This window comes from Sphingomonas lacunae (assembly GCF_012979535.1).
GTDB lineage: Bacteria > Pseudomonadota > Alphaproteobacteria > Sphingomonadales > Sphingomonadaceae > Sphingopyxis > Sphingopyxis lacunae.
In genome coordinates, this window is sequence record NZ_CP053015.1 from 2,935,844 (window position 1) to 2,949,283 (window position 13,440).

Consider the following 13,440-nt stretch of genomic DNA (forward strand, 5'->3'; position numbering starts at 1 on the left):
GCGACGTGAACGTTCTTCCATCGCGCAAGGGGGCGGCACCGGCGGGAAAGATGATCTACCCGCCGGAACCACCTCAGTCGTCAGTTGAATGTCGCCGCATCGCTGCCCTTGGGGTCCGGACCATATTGGTTTGGCCCCTTGGTTCCTTCGAGGAACATGAAGATCAGCACGATCAGGCCACCGACAATCGGAATGAACCCGAGAAGCACAAACCAGCCCGACTTATCCTGGTCATGGAAACGGCGGACCTGCACTGCAATGCCCGGAACGATACATGCCAGGAGCAACAGGCTAGTAAGCGGTCCATAGGCACCGCCAACCATGCCCGAGAGTCCCAGTATCGATTCAATGATACTCAGGACGATGGCGGCAACCACAATGCCCACCACGAACATCCAATATTCCATGCGCCGGGCGCGACCCGAGAAATCGGCGTATTTTTTCCAGGCAGCCAACATCCATTCCATAGCTATTCCCCCTACATCTGCTGCGCCGTCGGATAACGGCGCCCGGGTTCCAACAGAAAGCTTCTGTCATGCGGGCATGCTGCCGCTTCGCGGAGCGATATGCAACACCGCAAAAGTGCGAGTCGTTTCGCTTGGGAGACCAATTGCTCGGCTGGAAAATGCATCTCGTCGTAACAATCTTTCGACTCGTCACGAGTCACGAGAGTCGGATTCGGACCCGCAAAGGCTTGCTGCTATCGGACCCGCCTTGAGTCTCGGGCAAGATAAAGAGCGGGGTCGCCCTCAGTGCAAGTTCTGCAGCGCCTGACAGCGCTTTCCACAAGGTGGAATGCCCTGTTTCGCGATCATGAAATCTTTGTAAGAACCGGAGGCGATGTCCGCTTCATCCGCCTGAGCGCGCAGGTGCAGCGCCGGGTCGCGACGGTCGTGTCGCTGGCGCTTGGCGCATGGCTCATCTTCACCATAGGCATGCTGGCCTATCAGGCGGCAACCGCTTGGCAGCGGCAGGACGTGGCCGCGCGCGCCGCGATCGTCGAGCGTGCAGAAGCGCGCGTTGCCCGTGAAAGCGGCCGTATCGAGCATATCGCCGAACGGCTTGATGCCCGGCAGAAATATCTTGAAGGTGTGGTCACCCAGCATCTTGGCGTCGAGGTTGAGGCAGATGCCAAGGCAGCGGGCGACGCCGCAGCCGCCGCCGCGCGCGCCACCAGCCCGACGCTCCCCGCCGATGCCGACAAGATCAGCGTCCTCCGCGCCATCGGCCAGCGGCAGGAACAACTGGCCGTGGCGATGACCGCCGCGATCACCGAACGCAGTGCACGGGCGGAATCCGCCCTGCGCGCCGTGGGTATCCGTCCCGGCAGTACCGCGAACCAGGGCGGTCCCTTCATCCCCGCGAACCGCGATGGCCTGTTGCCACCACGCGAACCCCTGTTCCAGCGGCTGGATGCGGCGATCGATCGGATGGAGTTTCTCGAAAATCTGGTCCTTTCCCTGCCCTCCACCATTCCGGCGGCTGGTATGAACCTGTCGTCCGGCTTCGGCTATAGGCGCGATCCCTTCACCGGTGCGGGCGCGATGCACGCCGGGCTGGATTTCAAGGGACCGCATGGCAGCCCGATTTATTCCGCTGCCGCCGGAACGATCAGCTTCGCCGGGCGCAAGGCTGGCTATGGCAATGTCGTCGAGGTCGATCATGGTCATGGCATCATCACCCGCTATGCCCACCTTTCGGGCTTTGCCGCCCGCGCAGGCCAGCGCGTTGCGCCGGGACAGTTGATCGCACGCATGGGTTCGACCGGCCGATCGACCGGCACCCACCTTCATTTTGAGGTTCGCGTCAACGGCACCGCCGTCAATCCGCGCCGTTTTCTGGAGTCAAACAGCGATGTTCTCGAGGTCCAAGCCGACGCAGGCGAGCGAGTCCGCACCCGTGCAGGTGCCCGCTAGGATGGCTACCGGCGCACGCAACGTGACCTTTTCGGTGCTTGGCAGTGATGTCGTGATCACAGGCAATGTCTCGGCGACAGTCGATCTGCATCTCGACGGCCGCATCGAAGGCGACCTTGCCTGCGCCAACCTCGTGCAGGGCGCCGACAGCCTGATCAAGGGCGCGATTGTAGCCGAGTCCGCCAAGCTGGCCGGCACCGTCGATGGCAGCATCACCGCCCGCGACCTCACCATCCAGTCGACCGCCCGGATCAACGGCGACGTGACCTACGAAAATCTCGTCATCGAGCCCGGCGGCCAGGTCGACGGCCGCTTCACCCACCGCCGTGGCGCGGGTGCCGCCGCTGCTGCCGGGCCGGCGATGCTCGAATTGGGCTCAACTGACCAAGGGTAATCCCGGTCAATTCACCGGCGCCCGCCGCCGGTAGCTCAATGCTTCGGCGATGTGGATGCGACCGACCGTCTCGCTGCCCGCCAGATCGGCAATAGTCCGGGCTACCCTGAGCACCCGCGTATAGCCGCGCGCGGACAGGCGCATGGCGGCGGCGGCTTGCGCGAGCAGCGCCTTGCCGGGTTCATCCGGCGTGGCATGATCCTCCAGCTCCGGGCCGTCGGCCTCGGCATTGGTCCGCGCCTTGCCCCCGGCATAGCGCGCCGTCTGCCGCGCGCGCGCCGCGGCGACGCGGGCGGCGACGGCATCACTGCCCTCTGACGGCGCCGGATTGACCAGATCAGCGGCGCTCACCGCTTCGACCTCGACACTCAGGTCAATGCGGTCGAGCAGCGGGCCGGATACCCGCGCCTGATAATCGGCAGCACAACGCGGCGCACGTGAACAGGCGAGCGCGGCATCACCCAAATGGCCGCAGCGGCACGGGTTCATCGCCGCCACCAGCTGCACCCGCGCCGGAAAGGTGACATGGGCATTGGCCCGCGCCACGCTGACGACACCGGTTTCGAGCGGCTGGCGCAGGCTGTCGAGCACCGGGCGCTGGAATTCGGGCAATTCGTCGAGGAACAGGACACCGAGGTGCGCGAGGCTGACCTCCCCCGGCCGCACGCGCAATCCACCGCCGACCAGCGCCGGCATCGAGGCGCTGTGGTGCGGGCTTCGGAACGGGCGGGAGCGGACCAGCTTGCCGCCTTCAAGCGTTCCGGCGACCGAAGCGACCATCGAAACCTCCAGCGCCTCGGCGGGAGTCAGGTCCGGCAATATTCCGGGCAGGCAAGCGGCGAGCAATGATTTTCCCGCTCCCGGCGGCCCGACCATCAGCAGGTTGTGACCGCCCGCCGCCGCAATTTCGATTGCTCGCCGCGCCGTTTCCTGTCCCTTCACCTGCGCCATATCGACGGCGCGGACCGGCGCATCAGCCTGTGCCAGCACGGGCGGCGGGATGTGGCCGGTCTTGTTCATGTGGTTGAGCAGGGCGAGCAGGTCAGGCGCGGCAATCACCTCCACCTCCCCTGCCCAGGCTGCTTCGGGTCCCTGTGCAGCCGGGCAGATGAGGCCAAGCCCCGCCTCGCTCGCATGCAGCGCCGCGAGCAGCACGCCCGGAGATCCGGCAATCCGTCCGTCGAGCCCCAGTTCGCCAACGACGACATAGCTCGACAGCGTCTCCGCATCGACCACACCCATGGCGCCGAGCAAAGCCAGCGCGATCGGCAGGTCATAATGCGACCCTTCCTTGGGCAGATCAGCAGGGGAGAGGTTGACGGTAATCCGCTTGGGCGGGAGCGACAGACCGATGGCGGATATGGCCGCCCTCACCCGCTCACGGCTTTCAGCCACCGCCTTGTCCGGCAGGCCGACGATGACAAAGCCTGGCACGCCGGGCGCAATCTGGCACTGCACTTCCACACCCACGGCCTCAAGGCCGAGATAGGCAACCGTCGCGGCAATGGCGACCATTCGGGGATCCCCCATCCATGCTCCGGCGCAGCGCCCCGAAATATCGCTGTGCCGCCTTTGTTCCTTTCGCCTTGGTGACATGCCGCAAGGGGTGAGTCGAGAGCGAAATTGTTGCCATGGCCTGAACGGCAACTGCTCAACCAGCGAGGCAAGCGCCTTCGCGGAGCCATCACCATTGGCTGGGTATCGCCACATCTCGTCCCGATCCGTGACAGAAGGCAGGGTAAACAGCGGCCTAACCGCGCCCGGTGGTGCCATGGTAAGGGGCATTGGGTCACCCGTTTGGCGGTGAACAGCATCTTTCCTCTCCTTCGTCGCCTCCTTTTGGCTTGCTCGATCCCGACAGCCATGGCCGCGGCCCCCATCGCGGCACAGGCGGCGGAGGGGACTGTCCGGCTCACCACCGCGACCGCGATGATCATCGACACCGGCGGCATTGCGAGCGATGACCAGAGCCTGAGCTGGAGCGAAACGGTCGAAGAGACCGTGCTGTTGCCGGACGACGAAAGCCCGGCCATGCTCTATGACGCGGGAGAGGGCACCAGCCGGTTTGCCGTCACTGCCGTTACATCCGTTCGTGAAGATCCGCTCGACTTTGGCCCCAGCCGCACGCCCATTGCCCGGCTTGGTCCCTTTTATCTGGTCACGCCTGACACGATAGAGATGATTGGCACTGTCGACAGCGACAGTCCCTATCAGTTGGCCCGATTGATGGCGACACACCCCGGCGTGCGCCGGCTGGTGATGGTCGAATGTCCGGGTTCCATCGACGAAGCAGCCAACCATATGCTGGCCCGCCAGGTGCGGCAGGCAGGGCTGGAAACCCATGTGCCACGCGGTGGTTCTATCCGTTCGGGCGCGGTCGACCTGTTCCTCGCCGGGATTCGCCGGACCGCAGACCAGAGCGCCGAATTCGGCGTGCACAGCTGGCGGGACGACGACGGGATGCAAGCGCATGATTTTGCCGCCAATGATCCGGTCAATCTCGAATACATCAACTATTACCGGGAAATGGGGCTGTCTGACCGGACAGCGCGCCAGTTTTACGCCCTTACCAACAGCGTGCCGTTCGAATCGGTCCGCACCCTGACCGCCGCTGACATGGCTCGCTTGGGTCTTGCCGAAGTATCTGGCTGACTCCTTCGCCAGCGCCGCAAGATACGTTGACTTTCCCGCCCGAATCCCCTAGCGCCGCCTTCATTAGAGGCCGCCTCTCGCTTGGCGGCCCTTTTCATTACAGTTTCGCGAAGAAAGTTCGACCATGAAGCGCACCTTCCAGCCCAGCAACCTCGTCCGCGCCCGCCGTCACGGTTTCCGCGCCCGCACGGCGACTGTGGGTGGCCGCGCCGTCTTGCGCGCCCGTCGTGCCCGCGGTCGTTCCAAGCTGTCGGCCTGAGCCTGACACGCTGGCTTCGGGGGACACCCCTGCCGTGCCGATCCGCCGCCTGACGCGGCGATCAGAATTTCTCGCCGCCAATGCCGGCGTTCGCGTGCCCATGCCCGCGTTCGTGTTGCTGGTGCATCCGCGCGGCGATGACCAACCCGATGCCGGATATGGCGTTACCGCGACCAAACGCCTCGGCGGCGCGGTAATCCGTAATCGTGTCAAACGCCGATTTCGCGCCATTATCCGGGATGTATTTCCCACCCATGCGCTGACCGGAGCCGATCATGTGCTGATCGGCCGGCCCGATGCTTTGACGCGGGATCATGAGCGCCTGACCACCGACATCACAAAGGCACTGGCCAAAGCGGAACGGCGATTGGCGGAACGCCAGCGCCACTCAGGGGATGGGGCCGCGGCATGATCGGCAAGCTGATGATTGCGGTTGCGCGCCTGTGGCAGATCGGACCATCGCGCATTTTGCCCCCATCGTGCCGCTTCGCTCCATCGTGCAGCCAATATGCGATAGAGGCAATCAGCAAGCATGGCGCGATCAAGGGTGGATGGTTGGCCCTGAAACGTATACTGCGCTGCCATCCTTGGGGTGGGCATGGTTACGATCCCGTCCCGTAACACTATATAGACCGGCAACCAGCTGCCTCGCGCCGCTGCAACGCTATGAAAGACGCCTGAACCGTGGAAGACAAACGCAATATCGTCGTCGCAATGGTGCTGATCGCCCTGATCCTGTTCGGCTGGCCCTATCTGACAGAACGCTTCTTCCCTCAGCCAAATGCGCCCGTCACAGCGTCAACCACTGTCGCTGGCGCACCGGCGACATCAGCAGCAGCACCGGCCGTCGTGCCAACCGCAGCGGCCGTTGCCCGTCCGGTCAGCGTGGCGCAGGCAGTGGCCACCGGCGGCCGCATCCCCATCGAAACGCCGACGCTCAAGGGTTCGATCAATCTCACCGGCGCACGCATTGATGATCTGGAACTGGTCCGCTATCGCGAGACACTGGCCAAGGACAGCCCACCGGTGCGCCTGTTCGCACCCGGCGGCACGGCCAAGGCCTATTTCGCGACCCTCGGCTGGGCCGGAGCCGGGCTTGTAGCGCCGACCGCAGGTGCCGTTTGGACCGCACCTGCCGGTGCCAAACTCACCCCAACATCACCGGTGACACTTACCTGGGACAATGGCCAGGGACAGCAGTTTGCTATCACCCTGTCGGTCGATGACAAATATATGTTCACCGCCAAACAGGTGATGACCAACCGTGGTTCAGCTCCGGTCGCAGCCAGCGCCTTCAGCTCGCTGACCCGCATTGGCACCTCACCTGATCCCGACAGCTGGACAATCCACAATGGCGCGATGGGCGTGTTCAATGAAACAGCCGAATATATCGACAAGGACGATATTGACGAAGCGCCCCAGGGCACGCTGGCGAAGCGCTCGACCGGTGGCTGGCTGGGCTTCACCGATCATTTCTGGCTCGGCGCTGTCATGCCCGCGCAGAATGCTGTTGTGGACACCAGCATCCGCCATGGAGCGAACAATCTTTACCAGGCCGATTTCGCTACCACCGAAAAAATCGTCGCCCCGAACAGCAGCAGCACGACCGAAAGTCGCATTTTTGCAGGTGCCAAGGAAACGCGGGTGCTCGACGGCTATGCTGACGAACAGGGCATAACCCTGCTCGACCGCGCCACTGACTGGGGCTGGTTCATCTGGTTTGCCAAGCCGATCTTTTACCTGCTCGACTGGCTGTTCGCCCATATTGGCAATTTCGGTGTGGCCATCATGGCCCTGACGCTGATCATCCGCCTTGTCATGTATCCGATTGCGCAAAAGCAGTTCCAGAGCATGGCGGCGATGCGCGTCCTCCAGCCCAAGGTGAAGGCGCTGCAGGAGAAATACGCCGACGACAAGCCGCGTATGCAGCAGGAGATGATGGCGCTCTACAAGACCGAAAAGATCAATCCGCTGGCCGGTTGTCTGCCGATCCTCATCCAGATTCCGATCTTTTACGCCCTCTACAAGTCGCTGATGCTGACGGTCGAAATGCGCCACCAGCCGTTCGCCCTCTGGATCAAGGATCTGTCAGCACCTGATCCGCTGCACATCCTCAACCTGTTCGGCCTGCTGCCCTTTACCCCGCCTGCCTTCCTGGGCATCGGTGTACTGGCCATTCTGCTGGGCATCACCATGTATCTGCAGTTCAAGCTGAACCCGCCGCCGGCTGACCCGATCCAGGCGCAAGTATTCTCGATCATGCCGTGGATGATGATGTTCATCATGGCCCCGTTCGCCGCCGGCTTGCTGCTGTACTGGATCACCAACAATATCCTGTCGATCGGTCAGCAGCGCTTGCTCTATGCCCGCTATCCGCAGATGAAGGAAGCGATGGCGGCCAAGTGAGCAACGCCGACGATCTTGACGCCGCAGCTCTGGAAGAGCGTATCGAGCGGGCGCGCAAGCTGTTTTCCGGTCGGGTGGACTTCCTCAAGTCCGCACCGAAGCTGGAGCATCTGCCCGCCCCCGACGCGCCCGAAATCGCCATTGCCGGCCGGTCCAATGTCGGCAAGTCGACGCTGATCAACGCGCTGACCGGCCGCAAGGCGCTGGCCCGCGCGTCAAACACGCCGGGGCGGACGCAGGAACTGAACTTCTTTGACGTGGGCGATCCGCTCGCCTTCCGCATCGTTGACATGCCGGGCTATGGCTTTGCCGAAGCGCCGAAGGATGTTGTCAAGAAATGGCGGCACCTGATCAATGACTATCTGCGCGGCCGCCAGGTGCTGAAACGCGCGCTGGTGCTGATCGACAGCCGCCATGGCCTCAAGGATGTCGACCGCGAAATCCTCGACATGCTCGACACGGCGGCCGTCAGCTATCGCATCGTCCTGACCAAGGGCGACAAGATCAAGCCGAGCGAGCTCAACGCGACCACCGCCAAGGTCGCGACCGAGATCCGCAAGCGTCCCGCCGCGCACCCCGATGTGCTGGCCACCGCAGCCGAGACCGGCCACGGCATCGCCGAACTGCGCGCCGCTGTCCTCGAAGCCGCCGAACTCTGATCGCCCTTTCACCCTTCGACAAGCTCATGGTCAGCGCATAAGATGGCCCATCCGGCCACCATCGCGGACGCATCATGAAACTGTTCATCGGCAACAAGACCTATTCGAGCTGGAGCCTCCGCGGCTGGCTCGCCGTTCGCCACAGCGGCTTGCCTTTTGAGGAGGTCAAGGTCCCGCTCTATGACGAGGCCTGGGACAAGGCCCGCGAAGGCGACGAGTTCGCTCCATCGGGCGGCAAGGTGCCCATCCTGTGGGACGGCGACGACACGGTGGTTTGGGACAGCCTCGCCATCGTCGATTATTGCGACCTCAAGACCGGCCGGACGCGCGGCTATTGGCCGGAAGACCCCGCCGCCTTTGCCATGGCACGATCCATGGCGGCAGAGATGCATTCAAGCTTTGCCGCCTTGCGGCGCACCCACAGCATGAACATCAAGCGTATCTATCCGCCCGCGCCCCTTCTGCCCGAGGTGGAGGCCGACGTGATCCGCATTCTGCAACTCTGGGCGGAAGCCCGCGCGCGCTTTGGCGGGGCAGGCGATTATCTGTTCGGAGCGTGGAGCGCGGCGGACATGATGTTCGCGCCGGTGGTCACCCGCTTCATCACCTATTCGATGCCCATGCCGCGCTTTGCCCTGCCCTATATGCAGGCCGTCATCAGCCACCCGCACATGCAGGAATGGATTGGCGGCGCGCAGGAGGAGGATATGGTGATCGAGAAGTTCGAGGGCCCGGCGCAGGGTTGATTGTTCAGGGTATCCGCTTCGCAGGATAGTTCACGCCATCCTTGGTTGTGTAGCGCCCGTCGGGGGTGAACAGCATGTCGATGTCCGAATAGCCGCCGCCAGTATCACAGCGCTTGCCGCCACCGAGCGCGACAAACACGCAATCGGCGTCGCTGTCATTGCGCAGATGATGGCCATTGGTGCAGCCCTTGGGCCAGACGGCGATGTCTCCAGCCCTCATCACCCATTCGCCGTCATCCTCGACCAACACCGCCTCGCCGCTGATCATCACCAGCATCTCGTCCTCACCATTGTGCCAGTGCCGCTGCGATGACCAGGCACCGGGTTTGAGCACCACATGGCTGGCGGCAAAATCTGTGAGACCGGTTGCAGGTGCGAGCCGCCGATACCAACGCCCCTTCACCGGCTCTGCAAATTGTTCAGGATAGCCGGTGGCGTTGGTCTGCGGGATGGCGTCGAGATCAAGCTTGGGCATGGGGCACTCCTTTGCAGCCACTTCATTCTGCCGCTATGGCGAGAACATGGCTAGCCTTTCCCCCCTCGATCCCGTCGCCCTCGCCCAATCACTGATCGCCGCACCCAGCGTCACGCCCGCCACCGGCGCGGTGTTTGACGTGCTCGAAAGTGCCCTTGTTCCGCTCGGTTTTGCGGTCGAGCGTTTCATCGATGGCGAGGCCCCCGATGGCCCGGTCGAAAATCTGCTCGCGGTGCGCGGCGGGTCTGGGAAACATCTCGGCTTTGCCGGCCATCTTGATGTCGTACCGCCGGGTGAAGGCTGGACCACTGGTGCGTTCGAGCCCCGGATCCACGGAGAACTGCTCTACGGTCGCGGCGCGGTTGACATGAAGGGCAGCATCGCCGCCTTTGTTGCCGCCGCCAGCGCGGTGCCGGCTGACGCTGGCACACTCAGCCTGATCATCACCGGTGACGAGGAAGGTCCGGCCGAACATGGCACCCGCGCCCTGATGCGCCACATGGAGGTACGCGGCGTCACCCCTGACATGCTGCTGGTCGGCGAGCCCACCTCGGTCAACCGGCTGGGCGACATGCTCAAGATCGGTCGGCGCGGATCAGTCAATATCTGGATCAGCGTGCCAGGCAAGGAAGGCCATGTTGCCTACCCCCACCTGGCCGACAATCCCATCCCTCGCCTCATCCGGATCCTCGCCCGCATCGACGCCATCACGCTCGACCATGGCAACGCCCTGTTCCAGCCATCGAATATCGAGGTGACCAATCTCCACGTCGGCAACCCTGCCACCAACGTCATCCCGCCCGTCGCCGAAGCGCGCCTGTCGATCCGCTTCAATGACGAACAGCGCGGCGAAAATCTGGCTGCGATGATCACCGCGCTGGTGCAGGAGGAAGCGCCCGACGCCACGGTGACGGCCAAGATCAGTGGCGAGGCCTTCCGCACCCGCCCCGGCCCCTGGGTCGATCTGGTTGCAGGCGCGATCCGCGACGTAACCGGACTTGAGCCCGACCGCTCAACCACCGGCGGCACCAGCGACGCGCGTTTCCTCCACGTGCTCGCGCCGATCGTCGAATTCGGCCTGTGCAATGCAACGATGCACAAGCGCGACGAAGCAGTGGCCATCCCCGATTTGCATGCGCTGACGGCGATCTACCGGACGGTGATCGAGCGGGGGCTGGCGAAGTAGCTCAGGACCGCTCGGCCTTCCTCAACACCACATAGAGCGCCCCAGCCCCGCCGTGGCGCGGATGCGCGTTCCTGACAGCCAATATCCGGCTGGCATGGTGTGAATGGGCGAGCCACGTCGCCAGTTCGCGGCGGATCGCGCCGCGCGGGGCTTCATCGGGCCCGCGTACCTTGCCGGCGATGACCAGGACAACCCTCGCGCCCATCGCCGTTGCACGGTCGAGCGCGCGCGACAGGGCGGTGTGGGCGCCAGCGAGGTAATGGCCGTGCAGGTCAATGGTCATGTCGATGCTGATCCGGCCACTGCGCAAATCGCGCTCCCAAGCCTTGTCAATCGGCGCGCTGCCAACCGGCGTGGATGGTTTGGCTGGGCCCTTTGCCAAAGTTGGCTGCAGCATCTTGAAGCCCGTCCCCTTCAGGGGAGGGGCTGTGGCAGGGGTTGTCGGTTGGCGCGGAGTCGGTTTGACAGGCCCCTGCCCTAACCCCTCCCCTGAAGGGGCGGGGAACTTGGGCAAGCTGACCACCTTGCTCTTCAAAGGCCGCACGCTCGCCTTGACGCGTCGCCACATGACCTCACCGGGATCATCGGCCGCCGGGGTTTTGGGCGTGCGAGCCACAATCGCTCAGCGCGGCGCCAGAAGGCGCTCGACACTCGCCGTCGGTAACAAAAGCAGCGCGGTGCCACGCGCGCTCATGCCCCCGGCAATTGTGCGCGCTTCTTCCCCTGCGCCCCAGAAAGTGTCGAAACGGTTGGCGCCGCGGATTGCTCCACCCGTGTCCTGCGCTATCCAAAGACCACTGGCCTCCGGGCGGTCCATCATCAGGAATACCGGCGCACCGAGCGGCACAAACAGCGGGTCGGCGGCAACACTGGCGCGCCCGGTAACCGGCACGCCCAGCGAACCCAACGGACCAGCACCGGTCAGTTCGCGGAAGAAAATCCAGCTGCCATTTTCCCGCATCACCGACGCACCCCCGTCAGGCTGGCGACGCAAATAGCTCATCAGCCCCTGCATCGAGGCTTCGCCGGGTTGCAGCACGCCTCGGTCGCGCAACAAACGACCAATGCCCACATACTCCCGGCCATTTTGCCCGGCGTAGCCAATGCGCATTACACTGCCGTCTGCCATCCGCAGCCGACCGGAACCCTGAATTTGCAGGAAAAAGAATTCGACCGGATCGGCTGCCCAGGCGATTTCCAGATTTCGGTTGGCCAACGCGCCACCGTCAATGGCCGTCCGGTCATGATAGGGGATCAGGCGACTGCCATCGATCCGCCCGCGCAGCCGTTTGCCCGCCAGCTCGGCGCTGAACTGACCCAGATCGACCTCCACCAGATCTGACGGGACGCCATAGACAGGGACCTGGCACTGCGGCGTCCGAGTGCGGCAACCGACAATCTCGGGCTCATAATAGCCGGTGGCAAGGCCCCGACCATCGCCAACCTGGACCGTCCGGAAATGAGTGGCAAAGAAACGGATGGCATCGCTGTCGGTCCAGCCCGGCGCAGCGGCACAGGCATTCGCCCAATCGCCCGGCAGTGTCAGGCCCGAACTGTCAGAGCGCCGGGTAACACTGTTGCAGCTGATGCGAAACGCGGCCAGCGCCCGGCTGGCCATCTCCGGCGTCAGGCCAATTGTCGACAGGTCGCTGCCTGCGGCAATGCCCGTAGCAATGGCATTGGCCCCGACCGGAACACCAGTGGCAGTCGGGGTTGGCACAGTCGGAACAGGGACAGGGACGGTCGCTGCGGGGGCCGGGGTTGGCACTGGTGCGGATGGCGTGGGCACAGTCGCAGCCGTAGCCCTGCCGCCATCGGGAATGATTGTTGCACCACAGGCAGACAAGGTGAACGCCACCGCACCGCCAACGGCAAGCCTCGCCGCGCCAGATAGTCTGCCGATCCGCTTCATCATGCTTTCACCCATTGACCATTGGACGCTTATGGTCGTCCTGTTTCAACGGCTTTTGCAGGAAGCATGGAGCGGGGACAAGCGTCAGCCTGCCCGGCCTGCGATATAAACACCGGTTCAGTGATTAGCCGGCGTCGGTTTCGTCGAGCAACCAGTTGGGATCGCGGCTACCAATGGAGCGAACAAAACTCCACACATCATGGGTTGCCACGGCATCAGTCATCGAACCGGCAATGATGCGGCCTTCCCCGTCGCGCGTTATCGCGGCAATGTCGGCATCAAAGCGTACAGTCAGACGGGCTATCCCGTTGTTGACCGAAGCATCGGTGATGATCGCCCGATCAATCGTCACCAGACGATTGTCCAGAGTTTCTCCCCGGGCGGCGCGGGCGTCGATTTCTTCGGCAAAGGCTTCAAAACTGTCTGCGTCGCACAATTCGCGCAACGCGTTCTTGTCGCCTTTCCAATATGCTTCCAGGATCATGCGATAGGCAGCCTGCGCCCCGTGCAGGAACCGGCTGACATCAAAGCTGCGGTCAGCTGCCAATACCGCACGAATGCCGATTTCTGCGGCCGGCTCATAGACGGAGCCGGCAACCGGTGTGACACTGCGCAAGCGTGGGGTTTCCTGAGGCTGTGCAGCGGGTGCGGTAACCGGAGCGGTGCGCGGTTGCTCATCTGGGCGGGGCGCTACCTCAGGGTCGCTGCCATGCTTGCCCAGCGCACTGTAGAGCCTGAGGCCCAGAAAAGCCGCTATAAGGGCGAGGATGATAATCGTCGAAGTCACGCGCGCTTCTCGCTGTCCAAGGGTGATTGTGCTTAAGATAGGACAAGT

Annotated in this window: 16 protein-coding genes; 10 read left to right on the forward strand and 6 right to left on the reverse strand. The window is 63.6% G+C overall.

The window, feature by feature from the left end:
* Nucleotides 1-80 precede the first annotated feature (80 nt).
* Nucleotides 81-467 (reverse strand): DUF805 domain-containing protein, encoded by a 387-nt coding sequence (locus tag GV829_RS14015; RefSeq protein ID WP_169947642.1) that lies wholly within the window; start codon nt 465-467, stop codon nt 81-83.
* Nucleotides 468-752: 285 nt separating this feature from the next.
* Between GV829_RS14015 and GV829_RS14020 the strand changes: the two genes are divergently transcribed.
* Complete coding sequence (locus GV829_RS14020) at nt 753-1,916, forward strand: M23 family metallopeptidase (RefSeq protein ID WP_169947645.1); 1,164 nt, start codon at nt 753-755, stop codon at nt 1,914-1,916.
* A gap of 1 nt (nt 1,917) precedes the next feature.
* Nucleotides 1,918-2,310, forward strand: a complete 393-nt coding sequence (locus GV829_RS14025) for a bactofilin family protein (protein WP_169947647.1) — start codon at nt 1,918-1,920, stop codon at nt 2,308-2,310.
* A gap of 6 nt (nt 2,311-2,316) precedes the next feature.
* On the opposite strand, the gene GV829_RS14030 is transcribed toward GV829_RS14025, so the two are convergent.
* Nucleotides 2,317-3,825 carry a YifB family Mg chelatase-like AAA ATPase gene (locus GV829_RS14030; RefSeq protein WP_169948431.1) on the reverse strand — a complete coding sequence of 503 codons (1,509 nt, stop codon included), beginning with the start codon at nt 3,823-3,825 and terminating at the stop codon, nt 2,317-2,319.
* A gap of 348 nt (nt 3,826-4,173) precedes the next feature.
* Between GV829_RS14030 and GV829_RS14035 the strand changes: the two genes are divergently transcribed.
* The 7 genes from GV829_RS14035 to GV829_RS14065 all read left to right on the forward strand — a co-directional run bounded on the left by GV829_RS14035 (nt 4,174) and on the right by GV829_RS14065 (nt 9,032).
* Nucleotides 4,174-4,962 carry an alpha/beta hydrolase gene (locus GV829_RS14035; protein ID WP_169947649.1) on the forward strand — a complete coding sequence of 263 codons (789 nt, stop codon included), beginning with the start codon at nt 4,174-4,176 and terminating at the stop codon, nt 4,960-4,962.
* A gap of 124 nt (nt 4,963-5,086) precedes the next feature.
* Nucleotides 5,087-5,221, forward strand: a complete 135-nt coding sequence (gene rpmH, locus GV829_RS14040) for a 50S ribosomal protein L34 (protein WP_169947651.1) — start codon at nt 5,087-5,089, stop codon at nt 5,219-5,221.
* A 100-nt stretch (nt 5,222-5,321) separates the two neighbouring features.
* The gene (rnpA, locus tag GV829_RS14045) at nt 5,322-5,633 is read left to right on the forward strand and encodes a ribonuclease P protein component (RefSeq protein WP_246203127.1); all 312 of its coding nucleotides are present in this window, start codon (nt 5,322-5,324) and stop codon (nt 5,631-5,633) included.
* Complete coding sequence (yidD, locus tag GV829_RS14050) at nt 5,630-5,842, forward strand: membrane protein insertion efficiency factor YidD (protein ID WP_169947653.1); 213 nt, start codon at nt 5,630-5,632, stop codon at nt 5,840-5,842. Before rnpA ends, yidD begins: the two co-directional genes overlap by 4 nt.
* A 63-nt stretch (nt 5,843-5,905) precedes the next feature.
* Nucleotides 5,906-7,627, forward strand: coding sequence for a membrane protein insertase YidC (gene yidC / locus GV829_RS14055; RefSeq protein ID WP_169947655.1), 1,722 nt, complete (start codon nt 5,906-5,908; stop codon nt 7,625-7,627).
* The gene (gene yihA / locus GV829_RS14060; RefSeq protein WP_169947657.1) at nt 7,624-8,286 is read left to right on the forward strand and encodes a ribosome biogenesis GTP-binding protein YihA/YsxC; all 663 of its coding nucleotides are present in this window, start codon (nt 7,624-7,626) and stop codon (nt 8,284-8,286) included. Before yidC ends, yihA begins: the two co-directional genes overlap by 4 nt.
* Nucleotides 8,287-8,357: 71 nt before the next feature.
* Nucleotides 8,358-9,032, forward strand: a complete 675-nt coding sequence (locus GV829_RS14065; RefSeq protein WP_212612181.1) for a glutathione S-transferase family protein — start codon at nt 8,358-8,360, stop codon at nt 9,030-9,032.
* Between the two features lie 4 nt (nt 9,033-9,036).
* Here GV829_RS14065 and GV829_RS14070 read toward each other — a convergent pair whose 3' ends face one another.
* Nucleotides 9,037-9,507 carry a cupin domain-containing protein gene (locus GV829_RS14070; protein ID WP_169947661.1) on the reverse strand — a complete coding sequence of 157 codons (471 nt, stop codon included), beginning with the start codon at nt 9,505-9,507 and terminating at the stop codon, nt 9,037-9,039.
* Nucleotides 9,508-9,553: 46 nt separating this feature from the next.
* Here GV829_RS14070 and dapE point away from each other — a divergent pair, with 46 nt between their 5' ends.
* Complete coding sequence (gene dapE / locus GV829_RS14075) at nt 9,554-10,693, forward strand: succinyl-diaminopimelate desuccinylase (RefSeq protein ID WP_169947663.1); 1,140 nt, start codon at nt 9,554-9,556, stop codon at nt 10,691-10,693.
* A gap of 1 nt (nt 10,694) precedes the next feature.
* Here the strand turns inward: dapE and GV829_RS14080 are convergent, their stop codons facing one another.
* The 3 genes from GV829_RS14080 to GV829_RS14090 form a co-directional block, all read right to left on the reverse strand.
* A complete protein-coding gene (locus GV829_RS14080; protein ID WP_169947665.1) occupies nt 10,695-11,090 on the reverse strand; it encodes a Smr/MutS family protein in 396 nt (131 codons plus the stop codon).
* A gap of 225 nt (nt 11,091-11,315) precedes the next feature.
* Nucleotides 11,316-12,620, reverse strand: a complete 1,305-nt coding sequence (gene mltA / locus GV829_RS14085; RefSeq protein WP_246202906.1) for a murein transglycosylase A — start codon at nt 12,618-12,620, stop codon at nt 11,316-11,318.
* 109 nt (nt 12,621-12,729) lie between these two features.
* Nucleotides 12,730-13,392 carry a Tim44/TimA family putative adaptor protein gene (locus GV829_RS14090; protein ID WP_246202907.1) on the reverse strand — a complete coding sequence of 221 codons (663 nt, stop codon included), beginning with the start codon at nt 13,390-13,392 and terminating at the stop codon, nt 12,730-12,732.
* Nucleotides 13,393-13,440: the final 48 nt, after the last annotated feature.

What these genes read in the sequence shown, in the direction of transcription:
- mltA (WP_246202906.1), bottom strand. Translation starts at nt 12,620, where the DNA reads ATGGGTGAAAGCATGATGAAGCGGATCGGCAGACTATCTGGCGCGGCG.
- GV829_RS14030 (WP_169948431.1), bottom strand. Translation starts at nt 3,825, where the DNA reads ATGGTCGCCATTGCCGCGACGGTTGCCTATCTCGGCCTTGAGGCCGTG.
- GV829_RS14035 (WP_169947649.1), top strand. Translation starts at nt 4,174, where the DNA reads ATGGCCGCGGCCCCCATCGCGGCACAGGCGGCGGAGGGGACTGTCCGG.
- GV829_RS14080 (WP_169947665.1), bottom strand. Translation starts at nt 11,090, where the DNA reads ATGCTGCAGCCAACTTTGGCAAAGGGCCCAGCCAAACCATCCACGCCG.
- GV829_RS14025 (WP_169947647.1), top strand. Translation starts at nt 1,918, where the DNA reads ATGGCTACCGGCGCACGCAACGTGACCTTTTCGGTGCTTGGCAGTGAT.
- GV829_RS14015 (WP_169947642.1), bottom strand. Translation starts at nt 467, where the DNA reads ATGGAATGGATGTTGGCTGCCTGGAAAAAATACGCCGATTTCTCGGGT.
- rpmH (WP_169947651.1), top strand. Translation starts at nt 5,087, where the DNA reads ATGAAGCGCACCTTCCAGCCCAGCAACCTCGTCCGCGCCCGCCGTCAC.
- rnpA (WP_246203127.1), top strand. Translation starts at nt 5,322, where the DNA reads ATGCCCGCGTTCGTGTTGCTGGTGCATCCGCGCGGCGATGACCAACCC.
- dapE (WP_169947663.1), top strand. Translation starts at nt 9,554, where the DNA reads ATGGCTAGCCTTTCCCCCCTCGATCCCGTCGCCCTCGCCCAATCACTG.
- GV829_RS14070 (WP_169947661.1), bottom strand. Translation starts at nt 9,507, where the DNA reads ATGCCCAAGCTTGATCTCGACGCCATCCCGCAGACCAACGCCACCGGC.
- yidD (WP_169947653.1), top strand. Translation starts at nt 5,630, where the DNA reads ATGATCGGCAAGCTGATGATTGCGGTTGCGCGCCTGTGGCAGATCGGA.